This window comes from Clostridium sp. C2-6-12, from assembly GCF_009928485.1.
Classification (GTDB): Bacteria; Bacillota; Clostridia; order Clostridiales; family Clostridiaceae; genus Clostridium.
Genome location: NZ_JAABNP010000065.1, coordinates 1 through 16252, shown reverse-complemented (window position 1 = coordinate 16252; position 16252 = coordinate 1). Strand labels below are relative to the sequence as shown.

At 28.3% G+C, this 16252-nt stretch carries 17 protein-coding genes; 13 read left to right on the top strand and 4 right to left on the bottom strand.

The window, feature by feature from the left end:
- Positions 1 to 262: 262 nt before the first annotated feature.
- The 5 genes from GXK56_RS26710 (at position 263) to gshAB (ending at position 5219) form a co-directional block, all read left to right on the top strand.
- Entirely contained in the window at positions 263 to 439 is a 177-nt protein-coding gene (locus GXK56_RS26710) for a hypothetical protein (RefSeq protein ID WP_160693222.1), read from the top strand.
- 26 nt (positions 440 to 465) lie between these two features.
- On the top strand, positions 466 to 894 hold the full coding sequence (locus tag GXK56_RS26705) for a phosphohydrolase (protein WP_160693220.1): 429 nt from the start codon (positions 466 to 468) through the stop codon (positions 892 to 894).
- A 304-nt stretch (positions 895 to 1198) separates the two neighbouring features.
- On the top strand, positions 1199 to 1534 hold the full coding sequence (locus GXK56_RS26700) for a metalloregulator ArsR/SmtB family transcription factor (RefSeq protein WP_160693218.1): 336 nt from the start codon (positions 1199 to 1201) through the stop codon (positions 1532 to 1534).
- Positions 1531 to 2844, top strand: coding sequence for an MATE family efflux transporter (locus tag GXK56_RS26695; RefSeq protein ID WP_160693216.1), 1314 nt, complete (start codon positions 1531 to 1533; stop codon positions 2842 to 2844). Before GXK56_RS26700 ends, GXK56_RS26695 begins: the two co-directional genes overlap by 4 nt.
- Positions 2845 to 2879: 35 nt before the next feature.
- The gene (gshAB, locus tag GXK56_RS26690) at positions 2880 to 5219 is read left to right on the top strand and encodes a bifunctional glutamate--cysteine ligase GshA/glutathione synthetase GshB (RefSeq protein ID WP_160693214.1); all 2340 of its coding nucleotides are present in this window, start codon (positions 2880 to 2882) and stop codon (positions 5217 to 5219) included.
- A 193-nt stretch (positions 5220 to 5412) separates the two neighbouring features.
- On the opposite strand, the gene GXK56_RS26685 is transcribed toward gshAB, so the two are convergent.
- The gene (locus GXK56_RS26685) at positions 5413 to 5931 is read right to left on the bottom strand and encodes a DUF4489 domain-containing protein (RefSeq protein ID WP_160693212.1); all 519 of its coding nucleotides are present in this window, start codon (positions 5929 to 5931) and stop codon (positions 5413 to 5415) included.
- A 437-nt stretch (positions 5932 to 6368) separates the two neighbouring features.
- On the opposite strand from GXK56_RS26685, the gene GXK56_RS26680 reads away from it, so the two are divergent.
- Both GXK56_RS26680 and GXK56_RS26675 read left to right on the top strand, forming a co-directional pair.
- A complete protein-coding gene (locus GXK56_RS26680; RefSeq protein ID WP_160693210.1) occupies positions 6369 to 7019 on the top strand; it encodes a DUF6483 family protein in 651 nt (216 codons plus the stop codon).
- Positions 7020 to 7204: 185 nt separating this feature from the next.
- Complete coding sequence (locus GXK56_RS26675) at positions 7205 to 8473, top strand: methyl-accepting chemotaxis protein (protein ID WP_160693208.1); 1269 nt, start codon at positions 7205 to 7207, stop codon at positions 8471 to 8473.
- A 118-nt stretch (positions 8474 to 8591) separates the two neighbouring features.
- On the opposite strand, the gene GXK56_RS26670 is transcribed toward GXK56_RS26675, so the two are convergent.
- Together GXK56_RS26670 and GXK56_RS26665 are read right to left on the bottom strand one after the other, a co-directional pair.
- Entirely contained in the window at positions 8592 to 9041 is a 450-nt protein-coding gene (locus GXK56_RS26670; protein ID WP_160693206.1) for a threonine/serine exporter family protein, read from the bottom strand.
- Positions 9042 to 9115: 74 nt separating this feature from the next.
- On the bottom strand, positions 9116 to 9865 hold the full coding sequence (locus GXK56_RS26665; RefSeq protein ID WP_160693204.1) for a threonine/serine exporter family protein: 750 nt from the start codon (positions 9863 to 9865) through the stop codon (positions 9116 to 9118).
- A gap of 349 nt (positions 9866 to 10214) precedes the next feature.
- Between GXK56_RS26665 and glyA the strand changes: the two genes are divergently transcribed.
- The 3 genes from glyA (at position 10215) to GXK56_RS26650 (ending at position 12567) form a co-directional block, all read left to right on the top strand.
- On the top strand, positions 10215 to 11450 hold the full coding sequence (glyA, locus tag GXK56_RS26660) for a serine hydroxymethyltransferase (RefSeq protein ID WP_160693202.1): 1236 nt from the start codon (positions 10215 to 10217) through the stop codon (positions 11448 to 11450).
- 252 nt (positions 11451 to 11702) lie between these two features.
- Complete coding sequence (locus tag GXK56_RS26655; RefSeq protein ID WP_160693200.1) at positions 11703 to 12218, top strand: isochorismatase family cysteine hydrolase; 516 nt, start codon at positions 11703 to 11705, stop codon at positions 12216 to 12218.
- Positions 12219 to 12321: 103 nt separating this feature from the next.
- Positions 12322 to 12567, top strand: coding sequence for a hypothetical protein (locus GXK56_RS26650; protein WP_160693198.1), 246 nt, complete (start codon positions 12322 to 12324; stop codon positions 12565 to 12567).
- A gap of 177 nt (positions 12568 to 12744) precedes the next feature.
- Here the strand turns inward: GXK56_RS26650 and GXK56_RS27925 are convergent, their stop codons facing one another.
- Positions 12745 to 12900, bottom strand: coding sequence for a hypothetical protein (locus tag GXK56_RS27925; protein WP_202127951.1), 156 nt, complete (start codon positions 12898 to 12900; stop codon positions 12745 to 12747).
- Positions 12901 to 13093: 193 nt separating this feature from the next.
- Between GXK56_RS27925 and GXK56_RS26645 the strand changes: the two genes are divergently transcribed.
- The 3 genes from GXK56_RS26645 (at position 13094) to GXK56_RS26635 (ending at position 16148) form a co-directional block, all read left to right on the top strand.
- The gene (locus tag GXK56_RS26645) at positions 13094 to 13537 is read left to right on the top strand and encodes a DUF5673 domain-containing protein (protein ID WP_160693196.1); all 444 of its coding nucleotides are present in this window, start codon (positions 13094 to 13096) and stop codon (positions 13535 to 13537) included.
- Between the two features lie 165 nt (positions 13538 to 13702).
- Positions 13703 to 15904: a DNA topoisomerase III gene (locus GXK56_RS26640; protein WP_160693194.1), complete on the top strand. Its 2202-nt coding sequence runs from the start codon at positions 13703 to 13705 to the stop codon at positions 15902 to 15904.
- 49 nt (positions 15905 to 15953) lie between these two features.
- On the top strand, positions 15954 to 16148 hold the full coding sequence (locus GXK56_RS26635) for a YwbE family protein (protein WP_160693192.1): 195 nt from the start codon (positions 15954 to 15956) through the stop codon (positions 16146 to 16148).
- The last annotated feature ends 104 nt before the right edge of the window (positions 16149 to 16252 follow it).

The following is a 16252-nucleotide window of genomic DNA, read 5'->3' as shown; positions in this document are numbered from 1 at the left end:
CCTAAGAATATTTTCTTGAATAACCATTTGTAAAAATTAGTTATTCAACAACCTATAAGAGTATAAAAGTGATGTTTTATTTAAGCGTAAAATATATCTTAATTGCATTATATCACAGGATCATAAGTGGAGATATGATTATTTACTATAAATGTATAATATTATAATTTTTGTGATATTAACTAATTTTATAAAATGCAAATGATATTAATGAAACAAAATGAAGAGTATCAGTATCATTAACAGTGTAAGGGGGTGAAAATTGCAAGAAACAAATATAGAAGAACTTCTGACCAAAATGTATAATTCAACATATGACGACGTATTAAGATATATAACCTCAAAATGTAGAAACTATGATGATATAGAGGATTTGTTGCAAAAGATTTATCTGAATTTCTATAGAGTACTAAAAGGAAGAAGTATTTATAAAGTGTAATTTATTAACTAAATGGAGGAGATATTATGAAGGAATTATTAAGCAAGGCAATTAAATTGGCAGAAAAATATCATGAAGGGCAAGTAGACAAAGGTGGAAATCCCTATATTGGACACCCTTTGAGGGTTATGGAAGGTGTTGAAATCTTAGAAGAAAAAATTTTAGCAGTCTTACATGATGTATTGGAAGATTGTGATGTATCTGCAGATCAATTAATAGAAGAAGGTATCCCAAAAGAATTAGTTGAAAAATTAATAATCTTATGTAAAAGAAGAAATGAAGATTATTTTGATTACATAAACAGGATAAAAAATAATAAGGCTACTATTAATGTAAAGCTGTCTGATTTAAAAGATAATATGGATTTAAACAGGTTAAAAGATATTAAAGAAAAAGATATTGAAAGATTAGAGAAGTATAAAAAAGCAAAAGAAATATTAGAGGGTGTTAAATAAAAGTTTGCCTATAGAGTAGAAACTTAAAAAAGTGTCTCTCTAGAGGTGTTTTTAATTGAATCAATAATTATTTCTTATGTTGAACTTAAATATGAAGAGAGATCAATAGTGTTAGTTTTTATAATAAAATTAGGCTAATATAATAAGTTGAATTTTGATTTAGAATGTGAATTGATAGATAGGTGTGTATGTGTTTGGCTGTCAAAAGGTTAATGAGTAAAGAAAAATATTGACTATACATAGACGAATATCTATACTATATACGTAAGGTATTAATATGGATAATCTTTGAAAGGAGTATGAAATGAATTCAGAATATGAAAAAAATGCAAAAATACTAAAGGCTTTAAGTGATCCTAATAGGCTAAAAATTCTAGATTTATTATCTTGTGGAGAAAAATGTGCATGTGAAGTTTTAGAAAGTTTTAATTTTACTCAGCCAACATTATCACATCATATGAAGGTCTTAATAGATTGCGGCTTAATTGAAGCAAGAAAAGATGGAATATGGAATTTATATAAGTTAAAAATTAATGATGCAAATAGGTTAGTTTTATTTTTATTAACTTTAATTACAGAAAAAAACAAGTGCATGTGCAATAATGAAGAGCATATATGCAATGAAGAGGATATAAAATGAAGAAAATAGATCTTACTGAGGGAAAGACAATAAAAGTTTTAACTCAATTATCTGTTCCTATAATGGGAAGTTCCCTTTTACAATTTACATATAACTTAGTGGATATGTTGTGGGTTGGAGGTCTTGGGAGTAATGCCGTAGCTAGTGTGGGATCATCTAGTTTTTATATGGGGCTTGGATACTCAATAAATTCATTAGTTGTTATTGGTACTGGTATTAAGGTTTCTCATGCAATAGGAAGAAAACAAGAAAGGGAAGTGAAAGAATATACTAATTCAGGACTTCTTATAAATATATTTATTGGTATTATCTTTGGGCTTATACTTATTTTAGGCGGAAGAGGTCTTATAGAGTTTTTACATCTTGGAAATAATACAGTTGAAGAAGATGCATATTTATTTTTAGCATGGAGTGGACCAACTATGTTCTTTGCATTTTTTAATATGTTATATTCAAGAATATTAGGGAGTTTTGGCAATAATAAACTTGCATTTAAGATTAATGCAGTTGGTGTTATTGTAAATATAGTATTAGATCCTATATTTATTTATATATTTAAACTTGGAGTTTCAGGAGCTTCAATTGCTACAATGCTAGCTAACTTTATAATGTTCTTCATGTATTTATTAAAGGCAGCTGATATTCTTAAATATAAATTTAATATTAAAATTGATTATGTTAAGATAAAAGAAATAGTAATTTTAGGATTCCCAATGGCAGCACAAAGAATTTTATTTACTGTAATTAATATATTCCTTGCAAGAATTATAGCTGTTTTTGGATCAGATGCAATAGCAGCTCAAAAGATAGGACTTCAAATCGAATCTATTACTTATATGGTAATAGGTGGTTTGCATGGTGCTATAGCAGCATTTACTGGACAAAATTTTGGTGCTCAAAAATATGAAAGAATAAAAGAAGGTTACAATACTGCTATAAAAATTGGAGCTGTGTATTCTTTGATTATGGCTTTTATGTTTTTATTTTTCAATGAACCATTTATAAAAATATTTGTAAGAGAAGAAAATACAATAGTAATTGCAAAGACTTATTTACAAGTAGTAGCTTTTTCACAAATCTTCAGTACTATTGAAACTGTTTCTAATGGATTGTTTACAGGGATTGGAAAACCTAAAATATCATCTATTATAAGTGTTTTATTCACAAGTTTAAGGATTCCAATGGCTTTACTTTTTATTAAACCATTTGGCTTAACTGGAATTTGGATTAGTATAGCAGCTTCTAGTGTTTTAAAGGGAAGCACCGCATATTTATTATATGTAATTGAAGTAAAAAGAAATTTTAAATAAGATAAAAGATAGGGTTTTATAGAGGGAGGCAGAAAATGTTAAACAAATTTAAAGAATTATTTACGTCACATGAATTGTTAATGGGGAATTATGGGATAGAAAGAGAAGGATTAAGGGTTAATGACAAAGGAGAATTATCAGAAAAGGAGCATCCTAGTGTATTTGGAGATAAAGTTAAAAATAGTTATATAACTACTGATTTTGCAGAAAGTCAAGTTGAAGTAATAACACCACCTTTCAAAAAACCAAAGGAAACCTATAATTTTGCCAATTCTCTTTATGACATTGTTGCAATGGAAATTGGAGAAGAGTATTTATGGCCTCAATCAATGCCAGGAGTAGTACCAGAAGATAGTAAAATAAAGATAGCTGAATATGGAGATAACAATAAAGGAAAAGAAGCAAGAAAGTATAGAGAAAAGTTAATAGAGAAATATGGTGGAAAAAGACAAATTATATGCGGTATACACTATAATTTCTCATTTAGTGATGATTTAATAATTAAATTATATAAAAGCAAAGCTTTTAATGAACTATTTAATAAATTAAATATAAACAGTCAAAAATTAGATTATAAAGAATTTAAAAATAATATCTATTTAAAAATTACAAGAAATTATCTTAGATATAGATGGCTTATAATTTATCTTTTGGGTGCAAGTGGGGTAGTTGATAAAAGCTATGTATCGAAATGTTTAAGAGCATCAAAGAAAATTACAGACGATGGCTTTTCAAATGAAGGGGCTTTATCATATAGAAATAGTGAATGCGGCTATAAAAATAAAGTTGAGTTATATCCTAATTATGATTCAATTGACGAATATATTTCAAGTTTAAAAGGGTTTATAGAAAAAGAATATATAGATAGTCATAAAGAACTTTATAGTTCAATTAGATTAAAACCTTCTGATGTTAGCAATTTCATGGATTCACTTAAAAATGAGGGAATTCAATACTTGGAGTATAGAAGTATTGATATTAACCCATTTGAAAAAGGTGGAATAAGCTTAGAAGATTTATATTTTCTTCAAATCTTTAATTTATTTCTTCTTATTCAAGAAGAAAGTGATTATGATAAATGGCAGGAGGAAGGCGTAGAAAACCAAAACATAATTTCCAAGTATGGACAAAGTCATGTAATATTAAAAAAAGATGGAGAAGAGATTTCCAAAGAACAATGGGGATTGGAGATCTTAAATTCTATTAAAATTATAAATAATGAACTTAAGCTTGGCAGGGAAGAAATTATAGATTTAATGATTGATAAGATAAAAGACTACAAATTGACTTATGCTTATAAAATAGAAGAAAAGGTAAAAGAAGAAGGTTATATTAAGGCACATATAAATATAGCTAAACAACACAAAAAAAGCGCTTATAATAACAGGTTTAAATTAGAAGGTTATGAAGAATTAGAGCTTTCTACACAAATTTTAATGAAAGAAGCAATTAAAAGAGGAATAAAAGTTGATATTTTAGATAAATCTGAGAACTTCATTTCCCTTAAGAAAGATGGTAAAGTAGAATATGTTAAACAGGCAACTAAAACTTCAAAAGATAATTATGTTACTGTTTTAATTATGGAAAATAAAAGTGTTACTAAAAAAGTTCTTTTGGATAGTAATATTAAAGTTCCAGATGGAATAGAAGTTTATTCTATGGAAGAAGTAGAAAGTGTAGCGAGAAATTATATAAATATGCCAATAGTAATAAAGCCAAAATCAACTAATTTTGGAATAGGTATAAGCATATTTAAAGATGGTGCTGATGAAGAGAGTATTATAAAAGCTTTCGAAATTGCATTTAAGAATGACAGTACTGTTCTTTTAGAAGAATTTATAGAAGGTAAAGAATACAGATTTTTAGTTATTGATGATAAAGTTGTTGGAATACTTCATAGAGTACCTGCTAATGTAAAAGGAGATGGAGTGAAATCTATAACTGAACTTGTTGAAGAAAAAAATCAAGATCCACTGAGAGGATATCATTATGTAACACCTCTTGAAAAAATAAAATTAGATGAAAATGCAGAATTATTTTTAAAACAGCAAAATAAATATTTTGATTATATTCCAAGTAAAGAAGAGGTTGTTTATTTAAGAGAAAATTCTAATATAAGTACAGGTGGGGATAGTATAGATTATACTGATGATATACCAGAAAAGTTTAAAAAGATAGCAGTAGCAGCAGCTAAGGCGGTTAATGCTAGAATTTGTGGAGTAGATATGATGATTGAAGATTACAGAGATGAGAATTCTAGTTATGCTATAATTGAGCTTAATTTTAATCCAGCTATCCATATTCACTGTTATCCATATAAGGGTGAGGAAAGACAAATAGGTGTTGATGTGTTGAAGATATTAGAGCTTATTTAAATATACAAAAATAAGGTGATTAAAAAAATAAAAATATTTATATGAGTTTATGTAAAAATAGATTTATAGGTAAATATATAAATATTTATATTAAATATGCTATAGTGAGACTGATCACCATAATTTTAGTGTTAAGAAAAGGAGGAGTAGCCCCTCCTTTTTATTATCAAAGGAAAAATATATAAATAAACTTTTAATAAAGAGTTTCAACAGCTAAAGCAGTTAATATTGCATTAGTTATTGTTAATCCAGCTGTAACAGAAATTAAACTGCTTGGTTCTAATTGAACAGAATAAGTTGTATTTCCGTATGCTGCATTGCAGTCACAAAGTTGGAAACTAAAAGACTCAGCCTCTAGTACAGTTGCCACTTCAGCAAAAGTATAGGTTCCGCCTATTGGTTGAGGAGCTCCATCACCAACAGTTTTTAATACTGTAAAATTTAATGTTACAACTGCATCTAAAGGTAAAGAAATTAAGCTTGTAAAGATTAAAAGAACTTTAGGATTACACATCTTCGAAGTATCTATCGACACGCTAGCTACAGGTATAGGCCTTGATAATGGTGTTGAAATTATAGGCAATGGGCCAGCACCACCAGAACCAACATTTAATAAAGCTCTTCCAGGTTCAGGAGCGTGATTATAATTTCTGCAGCAAGGACGATTTTCATAACGTTCGCAATTATATTCATTTTCAGATAAAATATTCATAAAAATACCTCCATATTATCATAAGTTTATCAAAGTTTTCTCAATATAATTTGTTATAAGAGATTCTATAGTATATTGTATGAAATAAATATAAAATTGTGCACTTATAAAAAGAGTGGCTATGCCACAATTCGGAACTTTGTTCACTTATAAAAAGAGTGGCTATGCCACAATTCGGAACTTTGTCCAAAATCCTTCCGGCTTTTCATCCTCAATTTTTAACGGATTGAAATATTCTAGTTTGAAAAGCAAAGCTTCTTAAATGATATAATAATATGTTATTAGTTATTGATATAATTATATATTTTGTAGTAAAGTAGAAATGTATTTATTAGGAATATTCATTTTAATTATAAGTTCAGAAAATTTTTATAAAATTATGATAGAAAATTACTTAAAATAACAAATACTAACTGGAAATATGAGGTGTCATTAAAATGTTAAAAAACGATTATATGAAGGAAGTAGAAAATTCTTTGAAATTAGTAACTGAAGAAGTAAACAAATGCATAATAGAAGGAGATATTGAAAAAGCTAAGACTAGAATTAATAAGGAGCTTAGAGGATTAGTAGGTATTGACATAGGAACTGTTGATGTTTTTTCATTTAATAGTTTAGAGGGACTTATAAGTAAGGATATGCAGTATAATGCAGAAAAATTTATTGCATTTGCTTGCTTAATGAAGTTGCAAGGACAAATTACAAAAGAAGAAAATTCAAGGCTTCAATACTATGAAAAATCTATGGAAGGTTTTTATAAGGCATATACAGAGGATGATGAGACAAATCCTAAATATTTGGAGGATGCTGTAGAAGTAGCTAGTGAGTTAAGTCAGTATGAGTTTTCTATAGAAATGGATAAGAAGATCTTAAAGATGTATGAATTAGCCAATAAACTAGATAAGGCTGAAGATACATTGTTTTATATGCTTAGAAAAACTAATAATGATGGAAGCATCATTTTAGAAGGAATGAAATTTTATAATAGACTTAAAGAACAAGAACATGAAAAATTAGAATTAGGTAATTTGCCAATAGAAGAAGTTGAGGATGGAATTTCCGAGCTTGAAAGAAGATTGGGAATGTAAGGAATTTAAGCGAAATTTTGTTTATTGATTGAGAGACTATGAATGTAGTCTCTTTTTATATGCACTAAAATTAAGAAAAATGATGAATAAAATTATAATATCAATTTGACAAATCTATCTAAATTATGGTAGGATATACGAAAATGATAACTGTTATCAATTAAGAAAGCTTAGGAGGAAAACTAATGATCAATCAATCTGTCATTAAATTTAGGGCTGGAATAAAAAATAATTATTTTAACCGTGTATTATTTACTGCAATTTTAACAATAGGTATTATAGCTTTTATTTATTCTCTGTTTGAATATAATAAATCAGTAATAAATATAATTATAATGGTTTTATTATCAGGAGCATTTGCTCTAATTAGTATTAGTGAATTTAGGAAAACAAGAAGTATTATTATGCTAAAAAGAACTGTCCATGAAATGAAAAAAGGAAATTACATAGAGATAGAGGAAAAATTTTTAAAAGATAAAAATGAAATTGGAGAGGTAAGCAGAGGATTAAATTCAATTATTTTAACAACAAACAAAATGCTAGAAGAATTTAAGAGAGATTCAGAAGATATAGATGCTCAGGCAACAGGGCTAAAATACATATCAGAAGATATTTTGGAGTTAACTACTAATATAGTTAATTCTACAGAAGTAGTGACAGGTGCAACTAGAAATCAAACTGAAAACATTTCAGGCGTTATGGATAAGCTTTTTCAATTTGGAGAACATATAAATGGAGTGAATGATAGTACTATAGCTATTGATAATTTAGCCAAAGAAATCGGAGATAAATCACATAATACAAACGAAGAGTTAAAAGAATTATCTTTAGTTATTGAAGATCTTAACAACAATTTTAATAATTTCAGACAATCATTAAATATTATGATGGAAGAAATAAGAAGTGTAAATGAAATGACAGGTATGATAAATAGTATCTCAGAAAGAACAAATCTTTTAGCTTTAAATGCTGCAATTGAAGCAGCAAGAGCAGGGGAATCTGGAAAAGGGTTTAGTGTTGTTGCATCTGAAATAAAAAAGCTTGCAGAAATGAGCCAGAGTTCATCAAAGAAAATATACAGCATAGTTGATAATATTTTAAAAAATATTATGGTATTAAATGAAAAAACAGCATTAATAGATACTGACATAATTAAGCAAAATCATGCAGTTAGCAATACTATAAATGTATTTGACGATATATCAAATTCTATTAATATTATTATTCCTAAGGTACATGGAATAGTAGACGCTTTTGATAATGTGAATTCAAGAAAAGACAATATATTAGAGGATATAGAACAAATTTCATCAATGTCACAAGAAATACTTTCAAGCACAGAGGAAATATCTGGTATTGCTAAAGAGTTGAATTTTATGGGAGATGAAGTAACTGGTTCAGCCAGTAATCTAAAAAAATCTATACATAATATGGAACAATTTACATTTAGTTAGTAAGATGAAAGTACAGAAATCTTGAGCTTCTGTACTTTTTCTTTCGCAAAGAGTCTTAATTGATTAAACTATGAAAACGCAATAAAATTTTATCTAAGATTATTGCATTTATTATAAATTATTTTTGGAACAATTTTTCTTTAACTCTCTTTAAATTTGTAACTTGTTTTGTTATTGTAGATACAAATATGACACCTAAAGCCAAGGCTCCAGCACTAGCAAAAGTATCAATTCCTAATTTCACAGCATTGCTTACATGTCCAAGTATTGTCTCATACATTGTATAATACATTCCAGCTCCAGGGACCAATGGAATTAAGGCACATATTACTATAGTGGTTACAGGTGTCTTTAAATATCTTGCACAAATTTCTGAATAAATACTAAAAATTATTGAAGCAATAAATAAAGATAAAATATTGCTTATTTTATTTTGGGTTAAAGATAAATAGCAAAACCAGCTTAAACCGCCACCTAAGGCTGCAAAAATTAGATTTCTTCCTTTTATATTAAAAATTATTCCAAAGCCTAAAGAGGCAAAAAAGGCAACAATAATTTGTTCAATCATTAAATTTCTCCTTTATATAAAAATAAACAATCATTAATCAGTTATAGTTATCAAATATAACAAGGATTTGATTTTTATAGATAAAATACACTTAAGATAGCACCTGTACCTACTGCAATAGAAACTGCAATTAAAAAGGCTTCTGAAGCTTTTGTTATTCCTGATAAAAAATCACCAGCAATAGTATCTCTAATGGCATTTGTAATTATTAATCCTGGTACAAGCAGCATTATAGCTCCAATAATAGTTTTATCTAAATTAGAACATAGGTTTATGCTTAAAAAGATAGTAGCTAATAATGCACATAAACCGCCACAAAATGAATTGACAAAAAATTCATTTATATTTAACTTTTGAAATATAATCATGACAATTTTTATAATAGCTCCAATTAAACTTGCGGCAATAAAATCCTTTAAATTTCCACCAAACATAATTGCAAAACATCCTGCTGCTATAGCAGAAAATATTAAGGTAGTAAAGTTAGAATATCTAGGAGCATTAGAAATCTTTAAAAGCTCCTTGTTAAAATCGCAAAGCTCTATACCTTCAGTTTGAATACGTCTGGAAAGATCATTTACAGCATTAATTTTATTTAAATCAACGCCTCTAGAGGTAATTCTTTTAACAATGGTTGCAACTTCATCATTATGAGTAACAGTTACCATTATACCAGTTGGAATTACAAAACTATCTGCAGTAAACACTCCATAAGCTATACATATACGGCTAATAGTTTCTTCAACCCTATAGGTTTCAGCTCCACTTTCTAATAGGATTTGTCCTGCAAGAGTAGAAACTTTAATTAATTTATTTAAGTCCATAACTTAATCTCCATATCAATATTTTCTATGACAAAAGAATTATAGCATAAAACAAAAAAATCTTATATAATTTACTAATTTTTAAACGGTTATAAATAAAAATTTAATTTTACTTATTGCCAATTAAAATCTTGTATATAGCTAATATAAGAAATCTTAAAATAAAAGTAGAAACTATAGAGAATAATAAAAAAATAAATAATTATAGAAAAATAGTTGATAAATTTAGTAAGAAATCATATAATTTGAATATCGAGTGAAACTTTTCAGTTAAAATATTATATTTTAGCGGAATTTTGTTTAGCTTAAGCCCTTAAGGGTCAAAAAATATGTTGGGGTGGTAAAAAAGATGAATTTCGAAAATTTACAAAAAGAAGATAAAGAAATCTATGGCTTAATGGAAAAAGAATTAGTAAGACAACAAAAAGGGATAGAATTAATAGCATCAGAAAATATCGTAAGTCCAGCTGTTATGGAAGCTATGGGTTCTTATTTAACTAATAAATATGCAGAAGGATATCCAGGTAAGAGATACTATGGTGGATGTCACGTAGTTGATGAAATAGAACAAATAGCAATCGATAGAGCTAAACAATTATTTGGTGCAGAACATGCAAATGTTCAACCTCATTCAGGTTCACAAGCAAATATGGCAGTATATTTTGCAGTATTAGAGCCAGGAGATACAGTTTTAGGTATGGATTTAAGTCATGGTGGTCACTTAACTCATGGTTCACCAGTTAATTTTTCGGGTAAATTATTTAAATTCGTATCATATGGAGTAGATAAAGAAACTGAAATGATTGATTATGAAAATGTAAGAAAGCTTGCAATAGAAAACAAACCAAAGCTTATAGTAGCTGGTGCAAGTGCATATGGAAGAACTTTAGATTTTCCTAAGTTCAAAGAAATAGCTGATGAAGTTGGAGCATTACTTATGGTAGATATGGCTCACATTGCAGGACTTGTTGCTGCAGGTGTGCATCCATCACCAGTACCATATGCTGATTTTGTAACAACAACAACACATAAGACTTTAAGAGGACCAAGAGGTGGATTAATCTTATGTAAGGAACAATATGCTCAAGCTTTAAATAAAAACATATTCCCAGGAATACAAGGTGGTCCATTAGAACATATTATTGCTGCAAAAGCAGTATGTTTTAAAGAAGCATTAGATCCAAGTTTCAAAGAATATGGTAAAAATATAGTTGAAAACTGTAAGGAACTTGCAGAACAATTAATTTCTAGAGGATTTAAAATCGTTTCGAATGGAACAGATAATCACGTATTTTTAGTTGACTTACATAATAAGGATATAACAGGAAAAGAAGCAGAAAATCTATTAGATTCAGTTGGAATTACTGTTAATAAAAATACAGTGCCAAATGAAACAAGAAGTCCATTTGTAACTTCAGGTATTAGAATTGGTACAGCAGCAATTACTACTAGAGGCTTTGTAAAAGAAGATATGGCAGAAATTGCAGCAATTATAGGAGAAGCAATTGATAACAGAAATGGAGAATTATCAGGACTTAAGGCTAGAGTAGAAGCCTTATGTGATAAGTATCCACTATATAATTAAGGATTAAAAGAATATAATGTGAAGGTTTCATTTACAAAATGAAGCCTTTTACTATATGCATAATAATATGTTTGGTGAGAAATATATTTATAAATCGAATATATGTTTTTAATTTCTTTACAGTACTCTAAAAATATTTTATGGATTGAAATTATATAAAAATTTTAATAAAATATGGTAATGTAAATATAATAATAGAGTAAAAGGAAATTGAGAAGTTTTATAGTTTGTATGGAAGATGGGGAAAGATAAATGAGAAAAGCACTTTTAGTCATTGATGCTCAAGAAGATTTTATTGGTGAACAGCGTAATAAGAAGAGATTTAATTATGATGATGTAGATGAACTTGTGAGTAACATTAATGATAAAATTATTACTTATGAAAAAAATAATGATGAGGTTATTTATATAGCAAATGTGTTACCAAATAATTTCTTTTATAAAAAGTTTTTTCCATATGGAATTGCAGGCAGTAAAGGAGCTAAATTTGACAAAAGAATTAAAATTGTGTCAGAAAATTATTTTGAAAAGCATGTAGGAAATGCATTTGAAAATAATAACCTTGTTAAATTTATTAAGGAAAATCAAATAGGAATAGTAGAGCTTGTTGGAGTTGATGGAGCTTTATGTGTTTTTAAAACAGCTAAGGGTGCAAGGAAAATTGGCCTTACAGTAAATATTTTAAGAGATAGTGTTGGAACTGTAAATCTAGAGAAATTTACTAAACTTAGCACAAAACTAAAAACTCTAGGAGTAGCGTATACGTAAGTTATTACTTAAAGGAAACATAGATGAAATTGTAGTGAACTTATAAAGTTTTTATGAATACTATAAATTATGAAATAAAAAGATTTTAGAGGAGAGCTACAAAATGAATCCATTTCAATTAATTATGACGGTTCAACAAAAAATGCAACAAGACCCAAGCTTTGCAAATAAATTTAATAAAGTAGTTTCTGAATTAAATAATGTACCTGGACTTCAACAACAAGTGATGAGAATAGCTCAAATTAGTGATGAAAATGAAAGACAAAGGGTAATTGACAAACTTCCTAGGGATGCAAAACATGCAGTTAAAAATATGATAGAGTTATTAAGTGATTATAGTTTATTATAAAACAAAAGAATCTGTTACTTATGATTAAGTTTAAATACAATAGTATAAGGAATTTTTTATTTAAAGGTTCAATTATAAAATTTAATGCAACAATTATTGGTGTATTAATTTTAACAATTGAACCTTTTTATTAAACAGGTTTTTACTTTATAATGAAAAGTTTATGAAATTAAAATTTTAAAAGCCCCTTTTTTTAGCTTCTATACCACTTTCATTAATCCCGGGCTGCTCAATTGTATTGTTAAAACTACTTTTCCCATATTGACCTTGTGATTTGCTTCCATTTCTTAAATAGTTACTTTTTGTATGATCTTTTTTGTTGTTATTTTCCATAATATCATCTCCTTTTTAATTTACATATATATTATTTGTAGAATTCAGAAAAATTAATATGGTAAAATTTACATAATAATTTAAATTATAAGCAAGTTTATAAAAAATATGTTATAATAAGATGCCTAAAAACCAGAAAAGTTTTTGTTAAAGAAAATGATAATATAAAAAATAAGAGGAAAGCAGGTAAATTATGAATATAACATCAATTGTAGCATTAATCTTTATATTAATAGTAGATTTTGTACTTATTAGAATAGATATAAAGAATAAATTAATAATTTCAGGAACTAATAGTTACAAACTAATAATGCCCATAGTAGTTATTGGCTATATGGTTTACATAGGAGTTTCTAGGGGTGCAAAGCTTGAAGATATGGCTGTAATAGCAGCAATACTTCCACTTGCATTTATTGGAAACAAGAGTGGTATAACTGAAAGAGGCATATTAACTAATTCTTTTGTATTTACATGGGATAAAATTGAAAGTTATTCTTTGGAAGAACGAGGAAATAGATATATAATGTTCTATAAAACAAATATTGGAGTGAAAAAGGTAATCTTTAAGGAAAAAGATAAAGAAGGAGTAAAAAAGTATTTACTGGGAATAAAAAAATTAAAATATGCTAAAAAATAAACTGTTAGAGATACATAATAGAATCTATGAGATAGGAGATATCATCTATCATTGTAGGTTCTTTTTATATTAGAATAAAGACAGATATGTGGAATTGTATGATATAATGGATAAATGTAATAAAGATTTGAAAGTATACAGATGTAACAGAGAGGAAGAAGTAAAATGAGTAAAACTTTAGTTCTAGCTGAAAAGCCAAGTGTTGGAAGAGATTTGGCTAAGGTTTTAAAATGTAATCAAAATAAAGGTGGATATATAGAAGGTCCTAAGTATATAGTAACTTGGGCATTAGGACATTTAGTTACGTTATTAGATCCAGAAGGATATGGAGATAAATATAAAAAATGGAGTTTGGAAACCCTTCCAATGCTTCCTAAACATATGAGATTAACAGTGATTTCTAAAACAGGCAAGCAATTTAATGAAGTAAAAAAGCAAATGCTTAGACCTGATGTAAGTGAATTAGTAATAGCAACTGATGCTGGACGTGAAGGAGAGCTGGTAGCTAGATGGATAATTGAAAAGGTTGGTTTTAATAAACCAATAAAAAGACTTTGGATATCATCCCAAACTGATAAGGCAATATTAGATGGATTCAAGAATTTAAAACCTGGTTCGGCATATGATAACTTATATAAAGCAGCCCAAGGAAGAGCAGAAGCAGATTGGATTGTTGGGTTAAATGTAACAAGAGCTTTAACCTGCAAGTATAATGCACAGTTATCAGCAGGAAGAGTTCAATCTCCTACACTTGCAATGATAGCTCAAAGAGAAGAAGAAATTAAGAATTTTAAGCCAAAAGATTATTATACTCTTATAGGAAGTACTAATAGTTTTTCTATAGAATGGATTAATAAAGATAATAGTAACAGAACCTTTGATGAAAAGGTAGCTAATAGAATTGTTGATGCAGTTAGAGGAAAAGATGGAGAGGTTATTGAAATTACAGAAACAAATAAAAAGCAATATGCTCCAGCTCTATATGATTTAACAGAGCTTCAAAGAGATTGTAATAGGATTTTTGGATATTCAGCAAAACAAACTTTATCTATAATGCAAAGATTATATGAAAATTATAAGGTTTTAACATATCCAAGAACAGATTCAAGATATATTACAAGAGATATAGTTCCTACTATAAAGGATAGATTAAAAGCAATTTCTGTTTCTAATTACGCAAAAAGTGCAACTGAAATATTAAAAGGAAACATTACTCCTAATAAGAGTTTTGTTGATGACAGCAAGGTTTCAGATCACCATGCAATTATTCCAACTGAACAAAGAGTGAGTCTAGGAATTTTAAGCTCAGAGGAAAGAAATGTTTATGATTTAGTTATAAAGAGATTTTTAAGTGTTTTACTTCCACCTTTTGAATTTGTTCAAACAAGCATAAAGGTTAAAATAAGCGATGAAATCTTTAGAGCTAAGGGAAAAGTTATAACAGCTAAAGGCTGGAAAATGGTTTATGATAAGATAGATGATCTTGAAGAAGCAAGTGAAGACGGAGCCTTAAAGGAGCAGGTTCTACCAAAGCTTGTTAAGGGAGATAAGCTTAAGATAAATAAAATTGAAATTAAAAAGCATCAAACAAAGCCACCTGCTAGGTTTAATGAAGGAACACTATTATCTGCTATGGAAAATCCTCAAAAATATATTTCAATAGATAAGGAAGCTGCTAAAACTTTAGGGGAGACAGGTGGACTAGGAACTGTTGCAACAAGAGCAGATATTATAGAAAAATTATTTAACTCTTTTGTAATAGAAAAGAAAGGAAAAGAAATAGTACCAACTTCAAAAGGAAAACAGCTAATGGAGCTAGTGCCTAAAGATTTGAAATCACCACTTTTAACAGCCAAATGGGAAAAAGAATTAGATGAAATCAGTAAGGGAAAAACTGATGTTCATGATTTTATAATAAGAATGAAAAACTATGCAACTGCATTAGTTCAAGATGTTAAGTTTAGCACAGATAAGTACACACACGATAATTTAACAGGTAAGAAATGTCCAGAGTGTGGTAAGTATATGCTTGAGGTTAAAGGTAAAAATGGTGTAATGAACGTATGTCAAGATAGAGAATGCGGTCATAGAGAAAGCATATCAAGAGTTACAAATGCAAGATGCCCAGAATGTAAAAAGAAGCTAGAACTTAGAGGACATGGAGATGGAGCTATATATGTTTGCCCAGGAACCAATTGCAATTTTAGAGAAAAGGCATCTCAATTCAAAAAGAGATTTGAAAAAGGCGGAAAAGTCGATAAAAGAGAAGTTAATAATTATATGAAGAAAATGAAAAAGGAAGCGGAAGAATTTAATGAAAATCCTTTTGCAGCACTTTTAGGTGGCATGAATTTCAATGACAAGTAATTATCTCTAAGAAAATAAAGTGTAAAAAGAGCAGTAATGGGGTGAAATTATGGATGGCACAAAGAGGGCTAATATTAAGATTGGTTCCAAAGTTTTAGTTGTAAAAAAGGAACACCAAAGAACTGGTCAGTTAACAGAAGGAATAGTTAAGAGAATACTTACTAATTCACAAAATCATCATCGAGGAATAAAAGTTATGCTTGAGGATAACACAGTAGGAAGAGTTCAAGAAATTGAAAAATAATTCTATAAAATTAAATTGAAAGATAGCAGATAATACGTTTTATCTGCTATTTTTGTGTGTGCCCAGCATGGGCACGTACTAATCGGTGAAAGTCCGTAATGGGG

Bases quoted from the DNA above. Each gene is read 5' to 3' on its own strand.
- gshAB (WP_160693214.1), top strand. From the start codon at position 2,880: ATGTTAAACAAATTTAAAGAATTATTTACGTCACATGAATTGTTAATG.
- GXK56_RS26675 (WP_160693208.1), top strand. From the start codon at position 7,205: ATGATCAATCAATCTGTCATTAAATTTAGGGCTGGAATAAAAAATAAT.
- GXK56_RS26635 (WP_160693192.1), top strand. From the start codon at position 15,954: ATGGATGGCACAAAGAGGGCTAATATTAAGATTGGTTCCAAAGTTTTA.
- GXK56_RS26705 (WP_160693220.1), top strand. From the start codon at position 466: ATGAAGGAATTATTAAGCAAGGCAATTAAATTGGCAGAAAAATATCAT.
- GXK56_RS26645 (WP_160693196.1), top strand. From the start codon at position 13,094: ATGAATATAACATCAATTGTAGCATTAATCTTTATATTAATAGTAGAT.
- glyA (WP_160693202.1), top strand. From the start codon at position 10,215: ATGAATTTCGAAAATTTACAAAAAGAAGATAAAGAAATCTATGGCTTA.
- GXK56_RS26695 (WP_160693216.1), top strand. From the start codon at position 1,531: ATGAAGAAAATAGATCTTACTGAGGGAAAGACAATAAAAGTTTTAACT.
- GXK56_RS26700 (WP_160693218.1), top strand. From the start codon at position 1,199: ATGAATTCAGAATATGAAAAAAATGCAAAAATACTAAAGGCTTTAAGT.
- GXK56_RS26670 (WP_160693206.1), bottom strand. From the start codon at position 9,041: ATGATTGAACAAATTATTGTTGCCTTTTTTGCCTCTTTAGGCTTTGGA.
- GXK56_RS26680 (WP_160693210.1), top strand. From the start codon at position 6,369: ATGTTAAAAAACGATTATATGAAGGAAGTAGAAAATTCTTTGAAATTA.
- GXK56_RS27925 (WP_202127951.1), bottom strand. From the start codon at position 12,900: ATGGAAAATAACAACAAAAAAGATCATACAAAAAGTAACTATTTAAGA.
- GXK56_RS26650 (WP_160693198.1), top strand. From the start codon at position 12,322: ATGAATCCATTTCAATTAATTATGACGGTTCAACAAAAAATGCAACAA.
- GXK56_RS26685 (WP_160693212.1), bottom strand. From the start codon at position 5,931: ATGAATATTTTATCTGAAAATGAATATAATTGCGAACGTTATGAAAAT.
- GXK56_RS26640 (WP_160693194.1), top strand. From the start codon at position 13,703: ATGAGTAAAACTTTAGTTCTAGCTGAAAAGCCAAGTGTTGGAAGAGAT.
- GXK56_RS26655 (WP_160693200.1), top strand. From the start codon at position 11,703: ATGAGAAAAGCACTTTTAGTCATTGATGCTCAAGAAGATTTTATTGGT.
- GXK56_RS26665 (WP_160693204.1), bottom strand. From the start codon at position 9,865: ATGGACTTAAATAAATTAATTAAAGTTTCTACTCTTGCAGGACAAATC.